This window comes from Micromonospora sp. SH-82 (assembly GCF_051132485.1).
GTDB lineage: Bacteria > Actinomycetota > Actinomycetes > Mycobacteriales > Micromonosporaceae > Micromonospora.
The window spans coordinates 1,620,040-1,634,775 of record NZ_CP148049.1 but is presented as its reverse complement, the minus strand read 5'-3'; the positions used below and the strand labels follow the sequence as shown (position 1 = coordinate 1,634,775).

Here is a 14,736-nt window from a genome sequence, read left to right as displayed (position 1 = left end):
CTTTCGATCGGTGGTGGTGGGTGGGGTGGTGCGACTGTGCGTCGGCCGGCCCGATCACCCCTTGACCGCGCCGAGGAGCACGCCGGAGACGAAGAACCGCTGGAGGAACGGGTAGACCGCCAGGATCGGCAGGGTGGTGAGCACGATGGTCACCGACTGGAGGGTGGCCGCCGCCTGCACCGCGTCGGCGTCGGGGACCGCCCCGGCCGAGCCCGCACCCGTCGCACCGGCGATCAGGTTGCGCAGGTAGACGGTGACCGGGAGCAGTTCCTGCCGGTCCAGGTAGAGGAACGCGGTGAACCACGAGTTCCAGAAGGAGACCGCGTAGAACAGCACCATCGTGGCGATGATCGCCTTGGACAGGGGCAACACGATCCGCAGGAGGGTCCCGTACGTGTTCAGCCCGTCCACCGCGGCGGCCTCCTCCAACTCGGCCGGCAGGCTCTCGAAGAACGCCTTCATGACCAGCAGGTTGAACACGTTCACCGCGTTGGGCAGGACCACCGCCCAGATGCTGTTCTTCATCCCCAGGCTGGTGATCAGCACGTAGTTCGGGATCAGTCCGCCGCTGAAGAACATGGTGAACAGGGCGACCCCCACCAACGCCCCGCGCCCCCGGAGCCGGTGCTTGGACAGGACGTACGCGTAACAGGTGGTCAGCACCAGGGAGATGGCGGTGGCGACCACCGTGTAGACGACGGTGTTGCGATAGTTCGTCCAGAACATCGCGTCGGACGTCACCAGCCGGTACGCGGTCAGGTCGAACCCCCGGGGCACCAGGTTGACCTGCCCCGAGATGATGTACGCCTCGTCGCTGAGCGAACGGGCCACGATGGTGACGAAGGGGTACAGGGTCACCACCACGACGGCGGTCAGGACGATCCCGTTGACGACCTGGAAGACCCGGTAGCCCCGGCTCTCCCCCGGCCCCCGCCCCCGCCGCCCCGGCGTCGTGGGGGTACCGCGTCGGCCCGGCGTCGGCTGCGCAGAGCCGGTCACCACAGGCCCGTCCCCACCGTACGGCGGGAGATCAGGTTCGCCGAGACGACCAGGATCAGCCCGATGACCGCCTCGAACAGGCCGATCGCCGCCGCGTAGCTGAAGTTGCTGGACTCGAAGCCCATCCGGAACAGGTACGTCGAGATCACGTCGGCGGTCGGGTACGTCAGCGGGTTGTAGAGCAGCAGGATCTTCTCGAAACCGACGGCCATGAAGCTGCCGATGTTGAGGATCAGCAGGGTCACCATCGTCGGCCGGATCCCGGGGAGGGTGACGTGCCAGGTCTGCCGCCACCGGTTCGCCCCGTCGATCCGGGCCGCCTCGTAGAGGTTGTCGTCGACTGTGGTCAGGGCCGCGAGGTACAGGATCGTCCCCCACCCGACGGTCTGCCAGACCTCCGAGGAGACGTAGACCGCCCGGAACCACTCCGGCTGTTGCAGGAACGAGACGGGGTCGCCCCCGGCGGCCCTGACGATCTGGTTGACGGTGCCGTCCACAGACAGCAACTGCATCACCATCGCCGCGACGATCACTATGGACAGGAAGTGCGGCAGGTACGACACGGACTGGACGAAACGCTTGAGCCGACGGGCGCGTACCTCGTTGAGCAGCAACGCCAGCACGATCGGCAACGGGAAGCAGAACAGCAGGGTGAGGGTCCCCAGCACCAGGGTGTTCGTGAACACCTGCCAGAACGTGGGGTCGGTGAAGAACATCCGGAAGTAGCGCAGCCCCACCCAGTACTCACCGAAGATGCTCCCGCCGGGCTGGAACCGGCGGAACGCGATCACGTTCCCGACCATCGGCAGGTACCTGAAGATCAGGAAGAACAGCAGCGGCAGGACGGCGAGCGAGTAGAGCTGCCAGTCCCGGCGCAGCGCCTGCCGCCAACTCCGCCGCCGGGGGCGTACCACCCGCTCCCGGACGACCGGCGTCCCGCGCGGCGGGTCCACCGCCGGGGGCCGCCGGGTGCCGGTGGTCATCGTCGCGGTTCCGACCCGACGGTCACCGTCGGCGCGACGTCGGCCCGGTCGACCGTGACGGTGGTGAGCAGCTCCCGGTCGTGACCGACCTGACGCTCGGCACCGGCCAACCGCAGGGACACCGTCGCCGACGCCTCCCCACTGGACCTGCCGAACCGCAGCTGCACGTCGCCGGGCTCCACGATCCGTCGACCGTCGCGCCCGGTGAAGGAGGCGACGTCGGCGGGGACCCGGAACGTCACGTCCGCCGCCGCGCCCGGGTCCAGCGGCACCCGGGCGTACCCGACGAGCCGGACCACCGGGCGGGTGGTCTGGGCGACCGGGTCGTGCAGGTACAGCTGGACCACCTCGGTTCCGGCCCGCAGGCCGGTGTTGCGGACGGTGATCCGTACGGTGGTCTCGCCGTCGACGGGCCAGTCGACAGGAACGGTCGACGTCCCCTGCACCGCGTCGGGAACCCCCGCGTCGGTCCACTCGAAGGTGGTGTAGCCGATCCCGTGCCCGAACGGGTAGGCCGCGGTGGGGTCCACCGAGGAGACCTCCGACCGGCGACCCAGCGGTGGGGAGAGGTACGTCCCGGGCAACCCCCCGGCGGTACGGGGCACGCTCACCGGCAGTCGGCCGGAAGGGTCCACCGCGCCGGTGAGCACCTCGGCGAGGGCCTGTCCGCCACGCTGACCGAGAAAGAACGCCTGGACGACGGCGGCGGCACCGTCGAACTCCGGGCCGAGGGCGTACGGCCGCCCGGTCATCAGGACCAACACCACCGGAGTGCCGGTGGCGAGCACCGCCCGGGCCAGGTCGGCCTGCACCCCGGGCAGGCGGAGGTCCTCGGCGTCGCAACCCTCCCCGGAGGTGCCCCGGCCGAACATGCCCGCCCGGTCGCCGACGGCGAGGACGCAGACGTCGGCGGCGCGGGCCGCCTCGACGGCCGCGTCGATGCCCGTGGTGTCGTCCCCGGTGACCGCGCACCCCGGTCGGTGCACGAGGTCGGGAAGGAACCGGACGAGTTCGTCGCGCAGCGACGGGATCTCCAGGCCCAGCCCGTACTCGGGGTGGACTCCGACGTGGTTGGGGAACGAGTAGCAGCCCAGCAGGGCCGTCGGGTCGTCGGCGACCGGGCCGACCAACGCGACCCGCAGCCCGGAACGCAGCGGCAGCAGCCCGTCGTTGCGCAACAGCACCACTGACTGGCGGGCCAACCGCAGTGCCACGTCCCGGCCGGACTCGTCGTCGAACCGGAGTCCGTCGACGTCGGTCGGCAGCCCCTGCCAGTCCTCGTCGAGCAGGCCCAGCTCGGCCTTCTGGACCAGCACCCGGCGCAGCGCCCTGTCGATCAGCGCCTCGTCGACCCGTCCGGCCCGGACCGCGGCGACCAGACCGGGACCGAACGCGTCCACGGTGGGCAGCTCCACGTCGATCCCGGCCCGCAGGGCGAGCCGGGCCGCGTCCGTACCGTCGGCGGCGACGCCGTGCACGGTCTGGAGGAACCGGACGGAGAAGTAGTCGGCGACGACGGTGCCGGTGAACCCCCACCGGTCCCGCAACAGGCCGGTCAGCAGCCCCTCGTCGGCGGCGGACGGGAGACCGTCGATCTCGGTGTAGGAGTTCATCACCGAACGCGCCCCGCCGAGCCGTAGCGCCATCTCGAACGGGGGGAGGACGACGTCGGCGAGTTCCCGGGGACCCATCGACACCGGGGCGAGGTTGCGTCCGCCCCGGGAGGCCGAGTACCCGGCGAAGTGCTTGAGGGTGGCGACGATCCCGGCCCGTTCCAGCCCCCGGACGTACGCCGCACCTGTCGTTCCCACCAGGTACGGGTCCTCGCCGATGGTCTCCTCGGTCCGCCCCCACCGGTAGTCCCTGGTGACGTCGAGGACCGGGGCCAACCCCTGGTGCACTCCGGCGGCCCGCATCGACCTGCCGATCCGCCCGGCCATCTCCTCGACCAGGTCCGGGTCGAAGGCGGCACCCCAGCCCAGCGGTGTGGGGTAGACGGTGGCCCGCCAGGCGGCGAAACCGGTCAGGCACTCCTCGTGGACCTGGGCCGGGATGCCGAAGCGGTTCGCCGCCACGATCTGCGCCTGGGAGGCCGCCAGCGAGCGGGCGCCCTGCACCGGGTCGACGGGGGCGCTGCCGAACGGGCGGGTGAGTTGGCCCAACCCGTACCGGATCAGCTCGCTCCACTGTGGGGCGTCGTCGGCGAGCATGTCTGCCTGGTGCGGGGCGACCCCCTCGCCCGAGGCGTCCGCGCCGACCCAGACTCCGACGAGTTGGGCGACCTTCTCCTCCAGGGACATCAGCGGAATGAGCGCGTCGGCCCGGTCGGTGGGGGGCAGCTGCGGATCGCGCCAGGCGGCGTCTCCGGACGCCGGGCCGGTGTCGACGGGCAACTGACTTCTCATCCGGACCCCTTAGCCTTCGACCGCGTCTGCCCAGGTGGTGGCCGCATCGCCGCCGCCGAGAACAGCCCGAAAGTTTCGGCAACAAGTGCGGTATCTGTTTCGGAAACCTAGGTGTCCGGCCCGAATGTGTCAAGGCCCTCAGATCGACTGTCGACTTTCCCTGTTCACAGCGGATATGCAGTCGACCTCGTACGATGATCACGAGTTTCAGGATCTTGGTACGCGTCGCGGACAACCCCGCGTGCTAAAGTTCCTCGAAACTTTCGCCATGGTCTGGATGAGGCTCCGATGACAGTGCTGCGCCCGCCCACGGCGTCCCCCACCACTGCCGCCACCATCGCCACCATCGCCGACGAGGTCGGTGTCTCGGTCGCGACGGTCTCGAAGGTCCTCAACGGCCGGTCGGACGTCTCCCCGGAGACCCGGGCCCGGGTCGAGGAGAGCCTGGAACGCAACAGGTACCGGCGACGCAGCCGCCGCCAACCGGCCAGCGCCGGCCAGATCGACCTGGTGTTCCACGAGTTCGACTCCGAGTGGGCCACCGAGATCCTGCGCGGCGTCGAGGCGGTCACCGCCACCGCCGGGATCGGATTGGCGGTCTCCCAGCTCGGCGGCGCACACAGCCCCTCCCAGGCGTGGCTGGACGCGGCCCTCGCCCGCCGCCCCCTCGGCGTCCTCTTCGTCCTGTGCCACCTGACCGAGCCCCAGCAGCAGCAACTGCAACGGCAGTTGATCCCGTTCGTCGTCGTCGACACCGACAGCGCCACCTCGGCGTCGGTGCCCACGGTCGGGTCGAACAACTGGAACGGCGGGCTGCTCGCCACCCGCCACCTGCTGGAACTCGGCCACCGGCGGGTCGCGATCATCTCCGGGCCGCAGGACGTCCTGTGCAGCCGGGCCCGGGCCGCCGGATTCCGGTTCGCCCACGACGAGGCGGGCCTCACCGTCGACCCGACGCTGGTCCGCTACGGAAGCTTCTACGTGGATGCCGGCTACCACCACGGCATGGAGCTGCTCAGCCGGCCGGACCGCCCGACCGCCATCTTCGCCGGATCCGACCTCCAGGCCATGGGGGTCCTACGGGCCGCACGGCAGCTCGACCTGCGGGTCCCCGAAGACCTCTCCGTCATCGGGTACGACAACCTGCCCTTCGCCGCCTGGATCGGCCCCGCGCTGACCACTGTCAACCAGCCCCTCCGGGACATGGCCGGGACCGCCGCGCAGATGCTCCTCGACCTGGCCCGGGGCACGGAGCTGTCGACCAGCCGGATCGACCTGGTGACCGAGCTGGTCGTCCGGGAGAGCACGGCACCACCGAACCCGCATCCCTGACCGCCCCCGCAGCGAGGCCCGATGCCCCTCTTCGACCTCCCCCTCGACGAGCTCGAACGGTACGCCCCCGCCGTCGCCGAACCCGCCGACTTCGACGACTTCTGGCAGTCCACCCTCGCCGAGGCCGCCACCCGCCCGGCCCTGGTCGACGTCAGGCCCACGCCGACCGGACTACGACTCGTCGACACCTGGGACGTCACCTTCGCCGGATACTCCGGTGACCCGGTCCGCGCCTGGTACACCCGCCCCCGTGAGGTCGACATCCCGCTGCCCACCGTCGTCGAGTACGTCGGCTACGGGCGGGGTCGGGGCCTGCCCCACGAGCGGCTGCTCTGGCCGGTCGCCGGGTACGCGCACCTGCTGATGGACAGTCGGGGTCAGTCCGGCCGGTACGGCCCCGGCGACACCCCCGACCCGTACGGTGCTCCCGGCGGCCCGTCACCGGTCACCTGGGGAATCCTCGACCCGTACGACTACTACTACCGTCGGCTGATCACCGACGCGGTCCGGGCCGTCGCCGCCGCCCGGGCACTGCCCGGGGTGGACGTCCACCGGATCGTCGTGACCGGCAACAGTCAGGGCGGAGGACTCGCCCTCGCCGTCGCCGGACTCGTCGCCGACCTCGCCGCCGTGCTGACCACCGCCCCGTTCCTCTGCCACGTGCAACGGGCCCTCGACCTCACCGACGCCTCGCCGTACGGGGAGATCGTGCGGTACCTCGCCGTCCAGCGGGACGTGGAGGCGACGGTACGGCGGACCCTCTCCTACGTCGACGGGGTCACCTTCGCCCGACGGGCCGTCGCACCGGCCCACTTCGGCATCGGCCTGCGCGACCCGGTCTGCCCACCGAGCACCGGATTCGCCGCGTACAACCAGTACGGCGCGGCGAACGGCCGACCCGTGCCGCCGGAGCGACGGATCCACACCTACCCGTTCAACGGGCACGAGGGCGGCGAGGCCGTCCACACCCGACGTCAGCTGGACTGGCTGGCCGACACCCTCGCCGGGCGGTGAACTGCCGACGCCCGGCGGCCGGTGGTCTTCCCACCGGTGCCGCCGGGCGTCGGAGCGGGTCAGTGCCGCCCGGAAGGGGTCAGCGGGCGTCGCCGGTGAGGGCGACGAGCGCCTGCGCGGTCCGGAAGTACGGGTTGCGGCCCAGGTCGCCGACGGTGGTGATGTTGAAGGCCTCCTTGAGCAGCTTGGCGTCGCCGTCGCTCACCCCCAGGAGGGCGGCCACCGGGGCGTCGACCAGCTCGGCCACGCTCTTGTCCTGGTACGACTTGTCGACGAGCTTGGTGAAGTCGGCGGTGACGGGCATCGGTACTCCTTTGCAAGACCCGAACGGGACAATCCCCCTCGGATACGGTTGAACTTCACGAATTACATCATCAATGGCTGCCGTACGTCCACTGTGGACCGTAGTGGCCCGACGGACGGCGCTGGAGATCGACGGAAGTGCGGGTGGGCTCAGCCCTCCTCGCCGCCCTCCTCCTCGTCGCCCTCGAAGGCGTCGAAGACCTCGTCGGCGACCATGCCCCCGGCGAAGCCCAGGGCGGCACCACCGGCCACCCCCGCCACCACCGCACCCATCCCGGGTCCCCGACGCTCGTGGTGTTCCTCCTGGTACCCGCCGTGCGGGGCACCGTACCCGGGCTGGCCGTACGCCGGCTGGCCGTACGCCGGCTGGCCGTACGCCGGTTGGCCGTACCCGGGCTGGGGCGGGTAGCCGGGCTGGCCGTGGCCGGGCTGGGCCGGGTAGCCGGTGGCGGTGCCGTAGCCCCCGCCCAGCAGGGACTGACGCTGGTCCAGCGCCTGACGCAGCCAGCCGTCGACCTGGGCGGCCCAGTCGGTGCCGTCCGCATCGGTGTGGGCCACCCGGTACCGGCCGTACGAGTCGTGACCGGGGGTGAAGAGTCCGCCCCGCTTGTCGAACTCCAGGACCACGTCGACGCCGTACTCGTTGGCCACGAAGGTCAGCTCGACCTCGTTGATCCCGTGCGCGTACTGCGGAGCGGCGAAGTACTCGACCTCCTGGTAGAACGGCAGGCTCTGCTGGAGGCCGGAGATGTAGCCGTGCTCCAGGTCGGCGCCCTTGAACTGGAATCCGAGTCGGCCGAACGCCTCCAGGATCCGCTCCTGCACCGGCAACGGGTGCACCTGCACCGGGTCGAGGTCGCCCTTGTCGACGGCCCCCCGGATCGCCACCTCGGTACGCAGACCCAACGTCATCCCGTGCAGGGGCTGCCCGTACAGGCTGGTGACCGGGGTCTCCCACGGAACCGGGAACTGGAACGGCAGGGCCAGGTGCTGCCCCTCGCCCAGGTGGAGGCCACCGGCGACCTGGATCCGGTGGAACTCGACAGCCGCGTCGTGCTCGGTCTCCGCGCCGTCGACCTCGACCCTGGTGACCAGGCCGAGCACGATGTGGTCGATCTCGGCGTCGCTGCTGCCGCCGGTGAGGTTCACCTGCCCGTCGAGCAGCAGACCGGGCCGCGTGTGCGGGTTGGACAGGACCGTGTCGACGCTGGGTGCGCCCACCCCGAACGCACCCAGCATCCGCTTGAAGACCACGTACTTCTCCCTCACCAGCCGGCGTGTCCGCAAGGACCCGACCTGGACGTGAACAGACCTCACCACAACCCTTGCCAGCAGAGACGATCATCGTCGTCCTCAGTGGATCCAGGCTTGGCGGGGAAGCTAACACCGCTAACTGAGAGGTTGCTGAGTGCATCCGACCGACTACCGAGAGGTAACTTGTCGACACCGGCCGGACGGAGCGGAACGGTCGGGTCGCATCCGCGAACCCAGATTCGCTTCAGTCACCGCATCTGCATGTCCATAAGCCGATTCACCCTCGCAACAACGAGCCGATACCCTGACCCGGTGACCACGTACCGGATCGGCGAGGCCGCCGACCTCCTCGGCGTCAGCACCGACACCGTCCGGCGGTGGGTCGACGCCGGACGGCTCCCCGCCACCCGCGACGACCACGGGCACCGCATCGTCGACGGCGTCGACCTCGCCGCGTTCCTGCGGAGCCAGCGGACCCGCCCCGACGACCGGGCCGAGGAGTCCTCCGCCCGCAATCGGCTACGTGGCATCGTCACCTCGGTCGTCCGGGACGCCGTGATGGCCCAGGTCGACATCCAGGCCGGGCCGTTCCGCATCGTGTCGTTGATGAGCCGGGAGGCAGTCGACGAACTGGGCCTCACCGTCGGGTCCGTCGCCGTCGCCGTCATCAAGTCGACGACCGTGGTGGTGGAACGGGCCGCCCCCACCGTCGGCAGCCAGCGAAGGAGCACGCCGTGACGATCCCGAGGATCCCTCTCGCGCCGGTCGCCCTGATCACTGCGGCGCTGCTCGCCGTCGCCGGGTGCGGCACCACCGACCGACCGGGCGGCGACCGCGACGGCACGACAGTCACCGGCACCGTGACCGTCTTCGCCGCCGCCTCGTTGACCAGCGCGTTCACCACCATCGGTACGCAGTTCGAGGCGGCCCACCCCGGGGTCGTCGTCCGGTTCAACTTCGCCGGCAGTTCCGGCCTGGCCACGCAGATCACCGAGGGTGCCCCGGCCGACGTCTTCGCCGCCGCCGACCCGGCCACCATGGCCAGGGTCACCGAGGCTGGTGCCGCCGAAGGCCCGCCGACCACCTTCGTCCGCAACCAACTGGTCGTCGCCGTCGCCCCGGGCAACCCGAAACGGATCACCGGGCTGGCCGACCTGACCCGACCCGACGTCCAGGTGGCGCTCTGCGCCGAACAGGTCCCCTGCGGGGCTGCGGCCCGTCGGGCCCTGGCCGCCGCCGACGTCGACGTCGAGGTGACAGCGGTGACCCTGGAACGGGACGTCAAGGGGGCGCTGGCCAAGGTCACCCTGGGCGAGGTCGACGCCGCCCTCGTCTACCGCACCGACGTCCGGGCCGCCGAGAAGGTCGACGGGGTGGAGTTCCCCGAATCCGGCGCAGCGATCAACGACTACCCGATCGTCGGTCTCGCCGACGCCCCCAACCCCACCGGGGCGCGGGAGTTCGTCGCGTACGTCCTCTCCGAACCGGGCCGGACGGTCCTCACCCGAGCCGGTTTCCAGACCCCGTGACCGGCCCCGCCCCCGTCCAACCCGGTCGACGGCGGGTACGCCGACGAGACCGGCCCCCGGCCCGACGCAGCGCCGGCACCACCAGGGCGAGGATGCCGGTGGCCCTCCTGGTGCCCGCCGGACTCGGGCTGTTCTTCCTCACTGTGCCGCTGGTCGGGCTGTTGGTGCGTACCCCCTGGGCGACCCTGCCCCACCGACTCACCGAACCGGGCGTCCTCGCCGCGCTCCGCCTGTCGGTCCTGGCCGCCACCCTCGCCACAGTGCTCTGCCTGGTGCTCGGCGTCCCCCTGGCCTGGCTGCTGGCCCGGGTCGACTTCCCCGGCCGACGGCTGGTCCGAGCCCTGGTCACAGTGCCGCTGGTCCTCCCGCCGGTGGTCGGCGGCGTGGCCCTCCTGCTGGTCTTCGGCCGCCGAGGGCTGCTCGGCGGGTGGCTCGACCAGACCTTCGGTCTCACCCTGCCCTTCACCACCACGGCGGTGGTGCTCGCCGAGGCGTTCGTCGCGATGCCGTTCCTGGTCATCGCGGTCGAGGGCGCACTGCGCGGAGTCGACACCAGGTACGAGGAGGCCGCCGCGACCCTCGGAGCCGGACGGTGGACCACCTTCACCCGGGTCACCCTGCCCCTGGTCGGCCCCGGGATCGCCGCCGGGGCGGTGCTCGCCTGGGCCCGCGCCCTCGGCGAGTTCGGTGCCACCGTCACCTTCGCCGGAAACTATCCGGGCACCACCCAGACCATGCCCCTGGCGGTGTACCTGGCCCTCGAAACCGACCTGGAGGCGGCGATCGTGCTCAGCCTGATCCTGCTCGTCGTCTCGGTGGCGATCCTCGCCGCGCTCCGGGACCGCTGGCTCGGCACCACGTGACCGGCCCGCTGCTCGACGGACACCTCGTCGTCGACCGGGGCGACTTCCGGCTCGACGTACGACTGCACGTCGCCGCCGGGGAGGTGGTCGCCCTACTCGGCCCCAACGGCGCGGGCAAGACCACCGCGTTACGGGCACTGGCCGGACTGGCCCCGCTGCACGCCGGTCACCTCGTTCTCGACGGCGTCGAACTGGACCGTCCCGGACACCGCCACCCGGTCGGTCCGGAGCACCGCCGCATCGGGGTGGTGTTCCAGGACTACCTCCTCTTCCCGCACCTCGACGTGCTGGACAACGTGGCGTTCGGCCCTCGACGGCAGGGCCTCGACAGACGGGCGGCCCGTCGTCGGGCCGCCGACTGGCTCGACCAGGTCGGCCTCGCCGACCACGCCCACCGACGGCCCCGGCAGCTCTCCGGGGGGCAGGCCCAGCGGGTCGCCCTGGCCCGGGCGTTGGCAGTCGAACCGACCCTGCTCCTGCTCGACGAGCCGCTCGCCGCCCTCGACGCGGGCACCCGGCTGGACACCCGGGCCCGACTGCACGGACACCTCGCCGAACACCCCGGCGCGGCAGTGCTGGTCACCCACGACCCCCTCGACGCGTTGGCCCTGGCCGACCGGCTGGTCATCGTGGAACAGGGACGGATCGTCCAGGAGGGCGACGCCACCACGGTCACCACCCGACCCCGCACCGAGTACGTCGCCAGACTGGTCGGACTGAACCTGCTACGGGGTACGGCCGACGGACACCGGGTCACGGTGCCGCCGGGCCTGACCCTGTCCACCGCCGACCGGCTCCACGGCGACGTCTTCGTGGCCTTCCCACCCACCGCCGTGGCCCTGCACCCCGACCGACCCGAACCCGCCGAGAACACCTGGTCGGCAGAGGTGGTCGGGGTGCAACGGCACGGCGACCACCTCCGGGTCGAGCTGACCGGCCCGGTCCGGGTGAACGCCGACCTCACCCCACCCGCCGCTGCGGCCCTGAGACTCACCCCCGGCACGCACCTCTGGGCCACCCTTCCCCCCACCACCTCCCACACCTACCCGGCGTGAGGGTCCCTTCCCTACCCCCGGGGGGCGTACATGATGATGGCGACGCCGAGGAGGCAGACGGCGGCGCCGGTGAGGTCCCACCGGTCCGGCCGGAACCCGTCCATGACGACGCCCCAGGCCAGCGACCCGGCGACGAAGACCCCGCCGTACGCGGCCAGCACCCGGCCGAAGTTGGGGTCGGGTTGGAAGGTGGCGACGAACCCGTACGCCCCGAGGGCGATCAGTCCACCGGCGATCCACCACAGGCCACGGTTCTCCCGGAAGCCCTGCCACACCAGCCAGGCACCCCCGATCTCGGCGACGGCGGCGAGGGCGAACAACAGGAGCGAGCGCAGTGGTGTCACCTGCCGGACCGTACCGTGTCGGGTGGGTGGCGTCGGTCAGAGCCAGTTGCGACGCTTGAAGATCAGGTAGAGGGTGCCGCAGACCATGCCCATCATCGCCACCGCGAAGGGGTATCCGAACCGCCAGTGCAGTTCGGGCATGAGGTCGAAGTTCATCCCGTAGACGGTGCCGATCAGGGTGGGGGCGAACAGGATCGCCGCCCACGAGGAGATCTTCTTGATCTCCTCGTTCTGTTCGTAGCTGGCCGCGGTCAACGCCCGCATCTCCTCGTTCTGCTGCTGGGAGACGAGGGTGGCGTTCACGGTGAGCATGTTCTGCAGCAGGTGCCGGAACCCGTCGACCCGCTCCACCACGTGGGTCAGGTGGTCCGCGACGTCCCGGAGTCGGCGTTGGAGTTCGGTGTCGGTGCCGTACTTGGTGTATCCGGCGGCGAGGTTGTCCAGGACGCCGAGGAGGGGGCGGGCGGCCCGCTGGAACTCGATCACCTCGCGGCTGAGTTCGTAGATGCGTCGGCTGACCTTCGGGTCGCCGCCGAACACCTCGGTCTCGATCTCGTCGATGTCGTTCTCCAGCCCGGCGACCACCGGGGCGTACCCGTCGACCACCTGGTCGAGGACGGCGTAGAGGACCGCCTCCGGCCCCCGGGCCAGCAGACCCGGGTCGGACTCCATCCGACGTCGTACGGCGGCCAGGTCGGGGGCCTCCCCGTGCCGGACGGTGATCACGAAGTCGGGGCCGATGAACAGGTGCAGTTCGCTGAACTCGACGTGTTCGCGGGAGTCGACGTACCGGGCGGCGCGGAGGACCACGAAGAGGGTCTGGCCGTACCGCTCCAGCTTGGGGCGCTGGTGGGCGGTGATCGCGTCCTCGACGGCCAGGTCGTGCAGCTTGAACTCGCGGGCCAGCGAGGCGATCTGACCGGCGTCCGGGCGGTAGAGGCCGATCCAGGCCATCGCCCCGTCCTGCCCGTCCAGGCAGCGGTACGTCTCGGCGAGGCTCTCCGGGGACGCGTACCGCCGCCCGCCGGTGTAGACGGCGCTGTCGACCAGTCGGCTCTCGGCGGTGGTCCTGACGTTCACCGGTACGGCGGGCCGGGGGCGGGGTGCGACGGCGGTACCGCCGTTGCCCCACCGTCCGAGGGCGTTGGTGAGGGCGAACGCGCGCAGCTTGGCGGGCATGGGGGGACTCCTCGGCCAGGGATGACGGGATGGTCCGCCCCTGGGGCCGACGGCAGGTCAGTCGGGGGTGCTCGCAAGGGCGGCGGTGGTCGTCGAGCTGGTACTCGGAGGTTCGCTACTCATGGCGTGACCACCTCCCCTCGCGTCGTCGTACGCACACCGACCCGCACCGATGGCGAGTGCGCCGCGCGAAAGCTTAACCCGCCTTCGCGTCGACTCGTCCACCGCCGTAGCGGAATTCACCTGCCCGTCACAACCACCCCCGTCGTTTGAAGATCAGATAGAGGCTGCCGCAGACCAGTGCCATCAGCAGCAGCGCCAACGGGTAGCCCAGTGGCCAGTGCAGTTCGGGCATGAGGTCGAAGTTCATCCCGTACACCGTGCCGATCAGGGTGGGGGCGAACAGGATCGCCGCCCAGGCGGAGATCTTCTTGATCTCCTCGTTCTGTTCGTAGCTCGCCGCGGTGAGGCTGCGCATCTCCTCGTTCTGCTGCTGGGACACCAGTGTCGAGTTCACCGTCAGGATGTTCTGCAACAGGTGCCGGAACCCGTCGACCCGCTCCACCACCTGGGTCAGGTGGTCGAAGACGTCCCGCAGCCGCTGCCGTACCTCCTCGTCGGCGCCGTCCGGCGCACCCCCGGTGACCAGCCCGTCCAGCATCCCGAGGAGGGGGCGGGCGGCCCGCTGGAACTCGATGACCTCCCGGGTCAGCTGGTAGATGCGGCGGCTGGCGTTGGGGTCGCCGCCGAACACCTCGGTCTCGATCTCGTCGATGTCGTTCTCCAGCCCGGCGACCACCGGGGCGTACCCGTCGACCACCTGGTCGAGCACCGCGTAGAGCACCGCCGCCGGACCCCGGGCCAGCATCTGCGGTTCGGACTCCAGTCGGCGTCGTACCGCCACCAGGTCGGGGGCCTCACCGTGCCGCATGGTGATGACGAACCGGGGGCCGAGGAAGAGGTGCAGTTCGCTGAACTCGACCACCTCCCGTCTGTCGACGTACCGGGCGGCCAGCAGGACCACGAACCGGGTGTCCCCGTACCGTTCGAGTTTGGGCCGTTGGTGGGCGTTGACGGCGTCCTCGGCGGCCAGCTCGTGCAGCTGGAACTCCCGGGCCAGCGAGGCGACCTGCACCTCGTCCGGCCGGTAGAGCCCGATCCAGGCCATCGAGCCGTCCCGCTCCTGAAGACACCGGTACGTCTCGGCGAGGCTGGCCGGGGAGGCCTGCCGCCGACCGGCGGTGTAGACGGCGCTGTCGACGAGTCCGCCGGGCTCGGGTGGGTCGGCGTAGAGCGGGTGGGTTCCGTGTTCGTCGAGCCAGCGCCCGAATCCACCGGTCGACGGCTCGGTCATCACCGTCTCCCTCCCGCGAACCGCCGGCGGACCGCCCGCGAACCGCCCGCGAACGAGATGGCCACCACCGGCTCGGCACCCCCACCCACCTGCTGATTCTCCCCGCATCGGCGGATCGGTTG

Annotated in this window: 14 protein-coding genes; 6 read left to right on the top strand and 8 right to left on the bottom strand. The window is 71.0% G+C overall.

The features are described 5' to 3' along the window. Positions 1–54 precede the first annotated feature (54 nt). The 3 genes from WHN02_RS07625 to WHN02_RS07615 are packed head-to-tail and all read right to left on the bottom strand — an operon-like array spanning position 55 to position 4,387. Positions 55–999 carry a carbohydrate ABC transporter permease gene (locus WHN02_RS07625; RefSeq protein ID WP_434742692.1) on the bottom strand — a complete coding sequence of 315 codons (945 nt, stop codon included), beginning with the start codon at positions 997–999 and terminating at the stop codon, positions 55–57. Continuing rightward, on the bottom strand, positions 996–1,982 hold the full coding sequence (locus tag WHN02_RS07620; protein ID WP_434742691.1) for an ABC transporter permease: 987 nt from the start codon (positions 1,980–1,982) through the stop codon (positions 996–998). Before WHN02_RS07620 ends, WHN02_RS07625 begins: the two co-directional genes overlap by 4 nt. Next, entirely contained in the window at positions 1,979–4,387 is a 2,409-nt protein-coding gene (locus WHN02_RS07615; RefSeq protein WP_434742690.1) for a glycoside hydrolase family 3 N-terminal domain-containing protein, read from the bottom strand. Before WHN02_RS07615 ends, WHN02_RS07620 begins: the two co-directional genes overlap by 4 nt. A gap of 288 nt (positions 4,388–4,675) precedes the next feature. Here WHN02_RS07615 and WHN02_RS07610 point away from each other — a divergent pair, with 288 nt between their 5' ends. Continuing rightward, the gene (locus WHN02_RS07610; protein WP_434742689.1) at positions 4,676–5,719 is read left to right on the top strand and encodes a LacI family DNA-binding transcriptional regulator; all 1,044 of its coding nucleotides are present in this window, start codon (positions 4,676–4,678) and stop codon (positions 5,717–5,719) included. A gap of 21 nt (positions 5,720–5,740) precedes the next feature. Further along, positions 5,741–6,733: an acetylxylan esterase gene (locus WHN02_RS07605; protein WP_434742688.1), complete on the top strand. Its 993-nt coding sequence runs from the start codon at positions 5,741–5,743 to the stop codon at positions 6,731–6,733. Between the two features lie 79 nt (positions 6,734–6,812). On the opposite strand, the gene WHN02_RS07600 is transcribed toward WHN02_RS07605, so the two are convergent. Together WHN02_RS07600 and WHN02_RS07595 are read right to left on the bottom strand one after the other, a co-directional pair. Continuing rightward, positions 6,813–7,037 carry a hypothetical protein gene (locus WHN02_RS07600; RefSeq protein WP_350895155.1) on the bottom strand — a complete coding sequence of 75 codons (225 nt, stop codon included), beginning with the start codon at positions 7,035–7,037 and terminating at the stop codon, positions 6,813–6,815. A 149-nt stretch (positions 7,038–7,186) separates the two neighbouring features. Beyond that, positions 7,187–8,290, bottom strand: coding sequence for a sporulation protein (locus tag WHN02_RS07595; protein ID WP_434743862.1), 1,104 nt, complete (start codon positions 8,288–8,290; stop codon positions 7,187–7,189). Between the two features lie 312 nt (positions 8,291–8,602). On the opposite strand from WHN02_RS07595, the gene WHN02_RS07590 reads away from it, so the two are divergent. The 4 genes from WHN02_RS07590 (at position 8,603) to WHN02_RS07575 (ending at position 11,737) form a co-directional block, all read left to right on the top strand. Continuing rightward, entirely contained in the window at positions 8,603–9,028 is a 426-nt protein-coding gene (locus WHN02_RS07590) for a TOBE domain-containing protein (RefSeq protein ID WP_434742687.1), read from the top strand. Positions 9,029–9,030: 2 nt separating this feature from the next. Next, positions 9,031–9,819 carry a molybdate ABC transporter substrate-binding protein gene (modA, locus tag WHN02_RS07585; protein ID WP_434743861.1) on the top strand — a complete coding sequence of 263 codons (789 nt, stop codon included), beginning with the start codon at positions 9,031–9,033 and terminating at the stop codon, positions 9,817–9,819. A gap of 92 nt (positions 9,820–9,911) precedes the next feature. Next, on the top strand, positions 9,912–10,682 hold the full coding sequence (locus tag WHN02_RS07580) for an ABC transporter permease (protein ID WP_434743860.1): 771 nt from the start codon (positions 9,912–9,914) through the stop codon (positions 10,680–10,682). Continuing rightward, complete coding sequence (locus WHN02_RS07575) at positions 10,679–11,737, top strand: ABC transporter ATP-binding protein (RefSeq protein WP_434742686.1); 1,059 nt, start codon at positions 10,679–10,681, stop codon at positions 11,735–11,737. Before WHN02_RS07580 ends, WHN02_RS07575 begins: the two co-directional genes overlap by 4 nt. An 11-nt stretch (positions 11,738–11,748) precedes the next feature. On the opposite strand, the gene WHN02_RS07570 is transcribed toward WHN02_RS07575, so the two are convergent. From WHN02_RS07570 to WHN02_RS07560, 3 genes are all read right to left on the bottom strand, one after another. Then, complete coding sequence (locus WHN02_RS07570) at positions 11,749–12,081, bottom strand: YnfA family protein (RefSeq protein WP_434742685.1); 333 nt, start codon at positions 12,079–12,081, stop codon at positions 11,749–11,751. A gap of 36 nt (positions 12,082–12,117) precedes the next feature. Further along, complete coding sequence (locus WHN02_RS07565) at positions 12,118–13,260, bottom strand: magnesium and cobalt transport protein CorA (protein ID WP_434742684.1); 1,143 nt, start codon at positions 13,258–13,260, stop codon at positions 12,118–12,120. A gap of 250 nt (positions 13,261–13,510) precedes the next feature. Next, positions 13,511–14,614 carry a magnesium and cobalt transport protein CorA gene (locus tag WHN02_RS07560; protein ID WP_434742683.1) on the bottom strand — a complete coding sequence of 368 codons (1,104 nt, stop codon included), beginning with the start codon at positions 14,612–14,614 and terminating at the stop codon, positions 13,511–13,513. Positions 14,615–14,736 lie beyond the last annotated feature (122 nt).

Coding starts and splice junctions, on each gene's coding strand:
- WHN02_RS07560 (WP_434742683.1), bottom strand. CDS start 14,614: ATGACCGAGCCGTCGACCGGTGGATTCGGGCGCTGGCTCGACGAACAC.
- WHN02_RS07600 (WP_350895155.1), bottom strand. CDS start 7,037: ATGCCCGTCACCGCCGACTTCACCAAGCTCGTCGACAAGTCGTACCAG.
- WHN02_RS07615 (WP_434742690.1), bottom strand. CDS start 4,387: ATGAGAAGTCAGTTGCCCGTCGACACCGGCCCGGCGTCCGGAGACGCC.
- WHN02_RS07620 (WP_434742691.1), bottom strand. CDS start 1,982: ATGACCACCGGCACCCGGCGGCCCCCGGCGGTGGACCCGCCGCGCGGG.
- WHN02_RS07565 (WP_434742684.1), bottom strand. CDS start 13,260: ATGCCCGCCAAGCTGCGCGCGTTCGCCCTCACCAACGCCCTCGGACGG.
- WHN02_RS07605 (WP_434742688.1), top strand. CDS start 5,741: ATGCCCCTCTTCGACCTCCCCCTCGACGAGCTCGAACGGTACGCCCCC.
- WHN02_RS07610 (WP_434742689.1), top strand. CDS start 4,676: ATGACAGTGCTGCGCCCGCCCACGGCGTCCCCCACCACTGCCGCCACC.
- WHN02_RS07580 (WP_434743860.1), top strand. CDS start 9,912: ATGCCGGTGGCCCTCCTGGTGCCCGCCGGACTCGGGCTGTTCTTCCTC.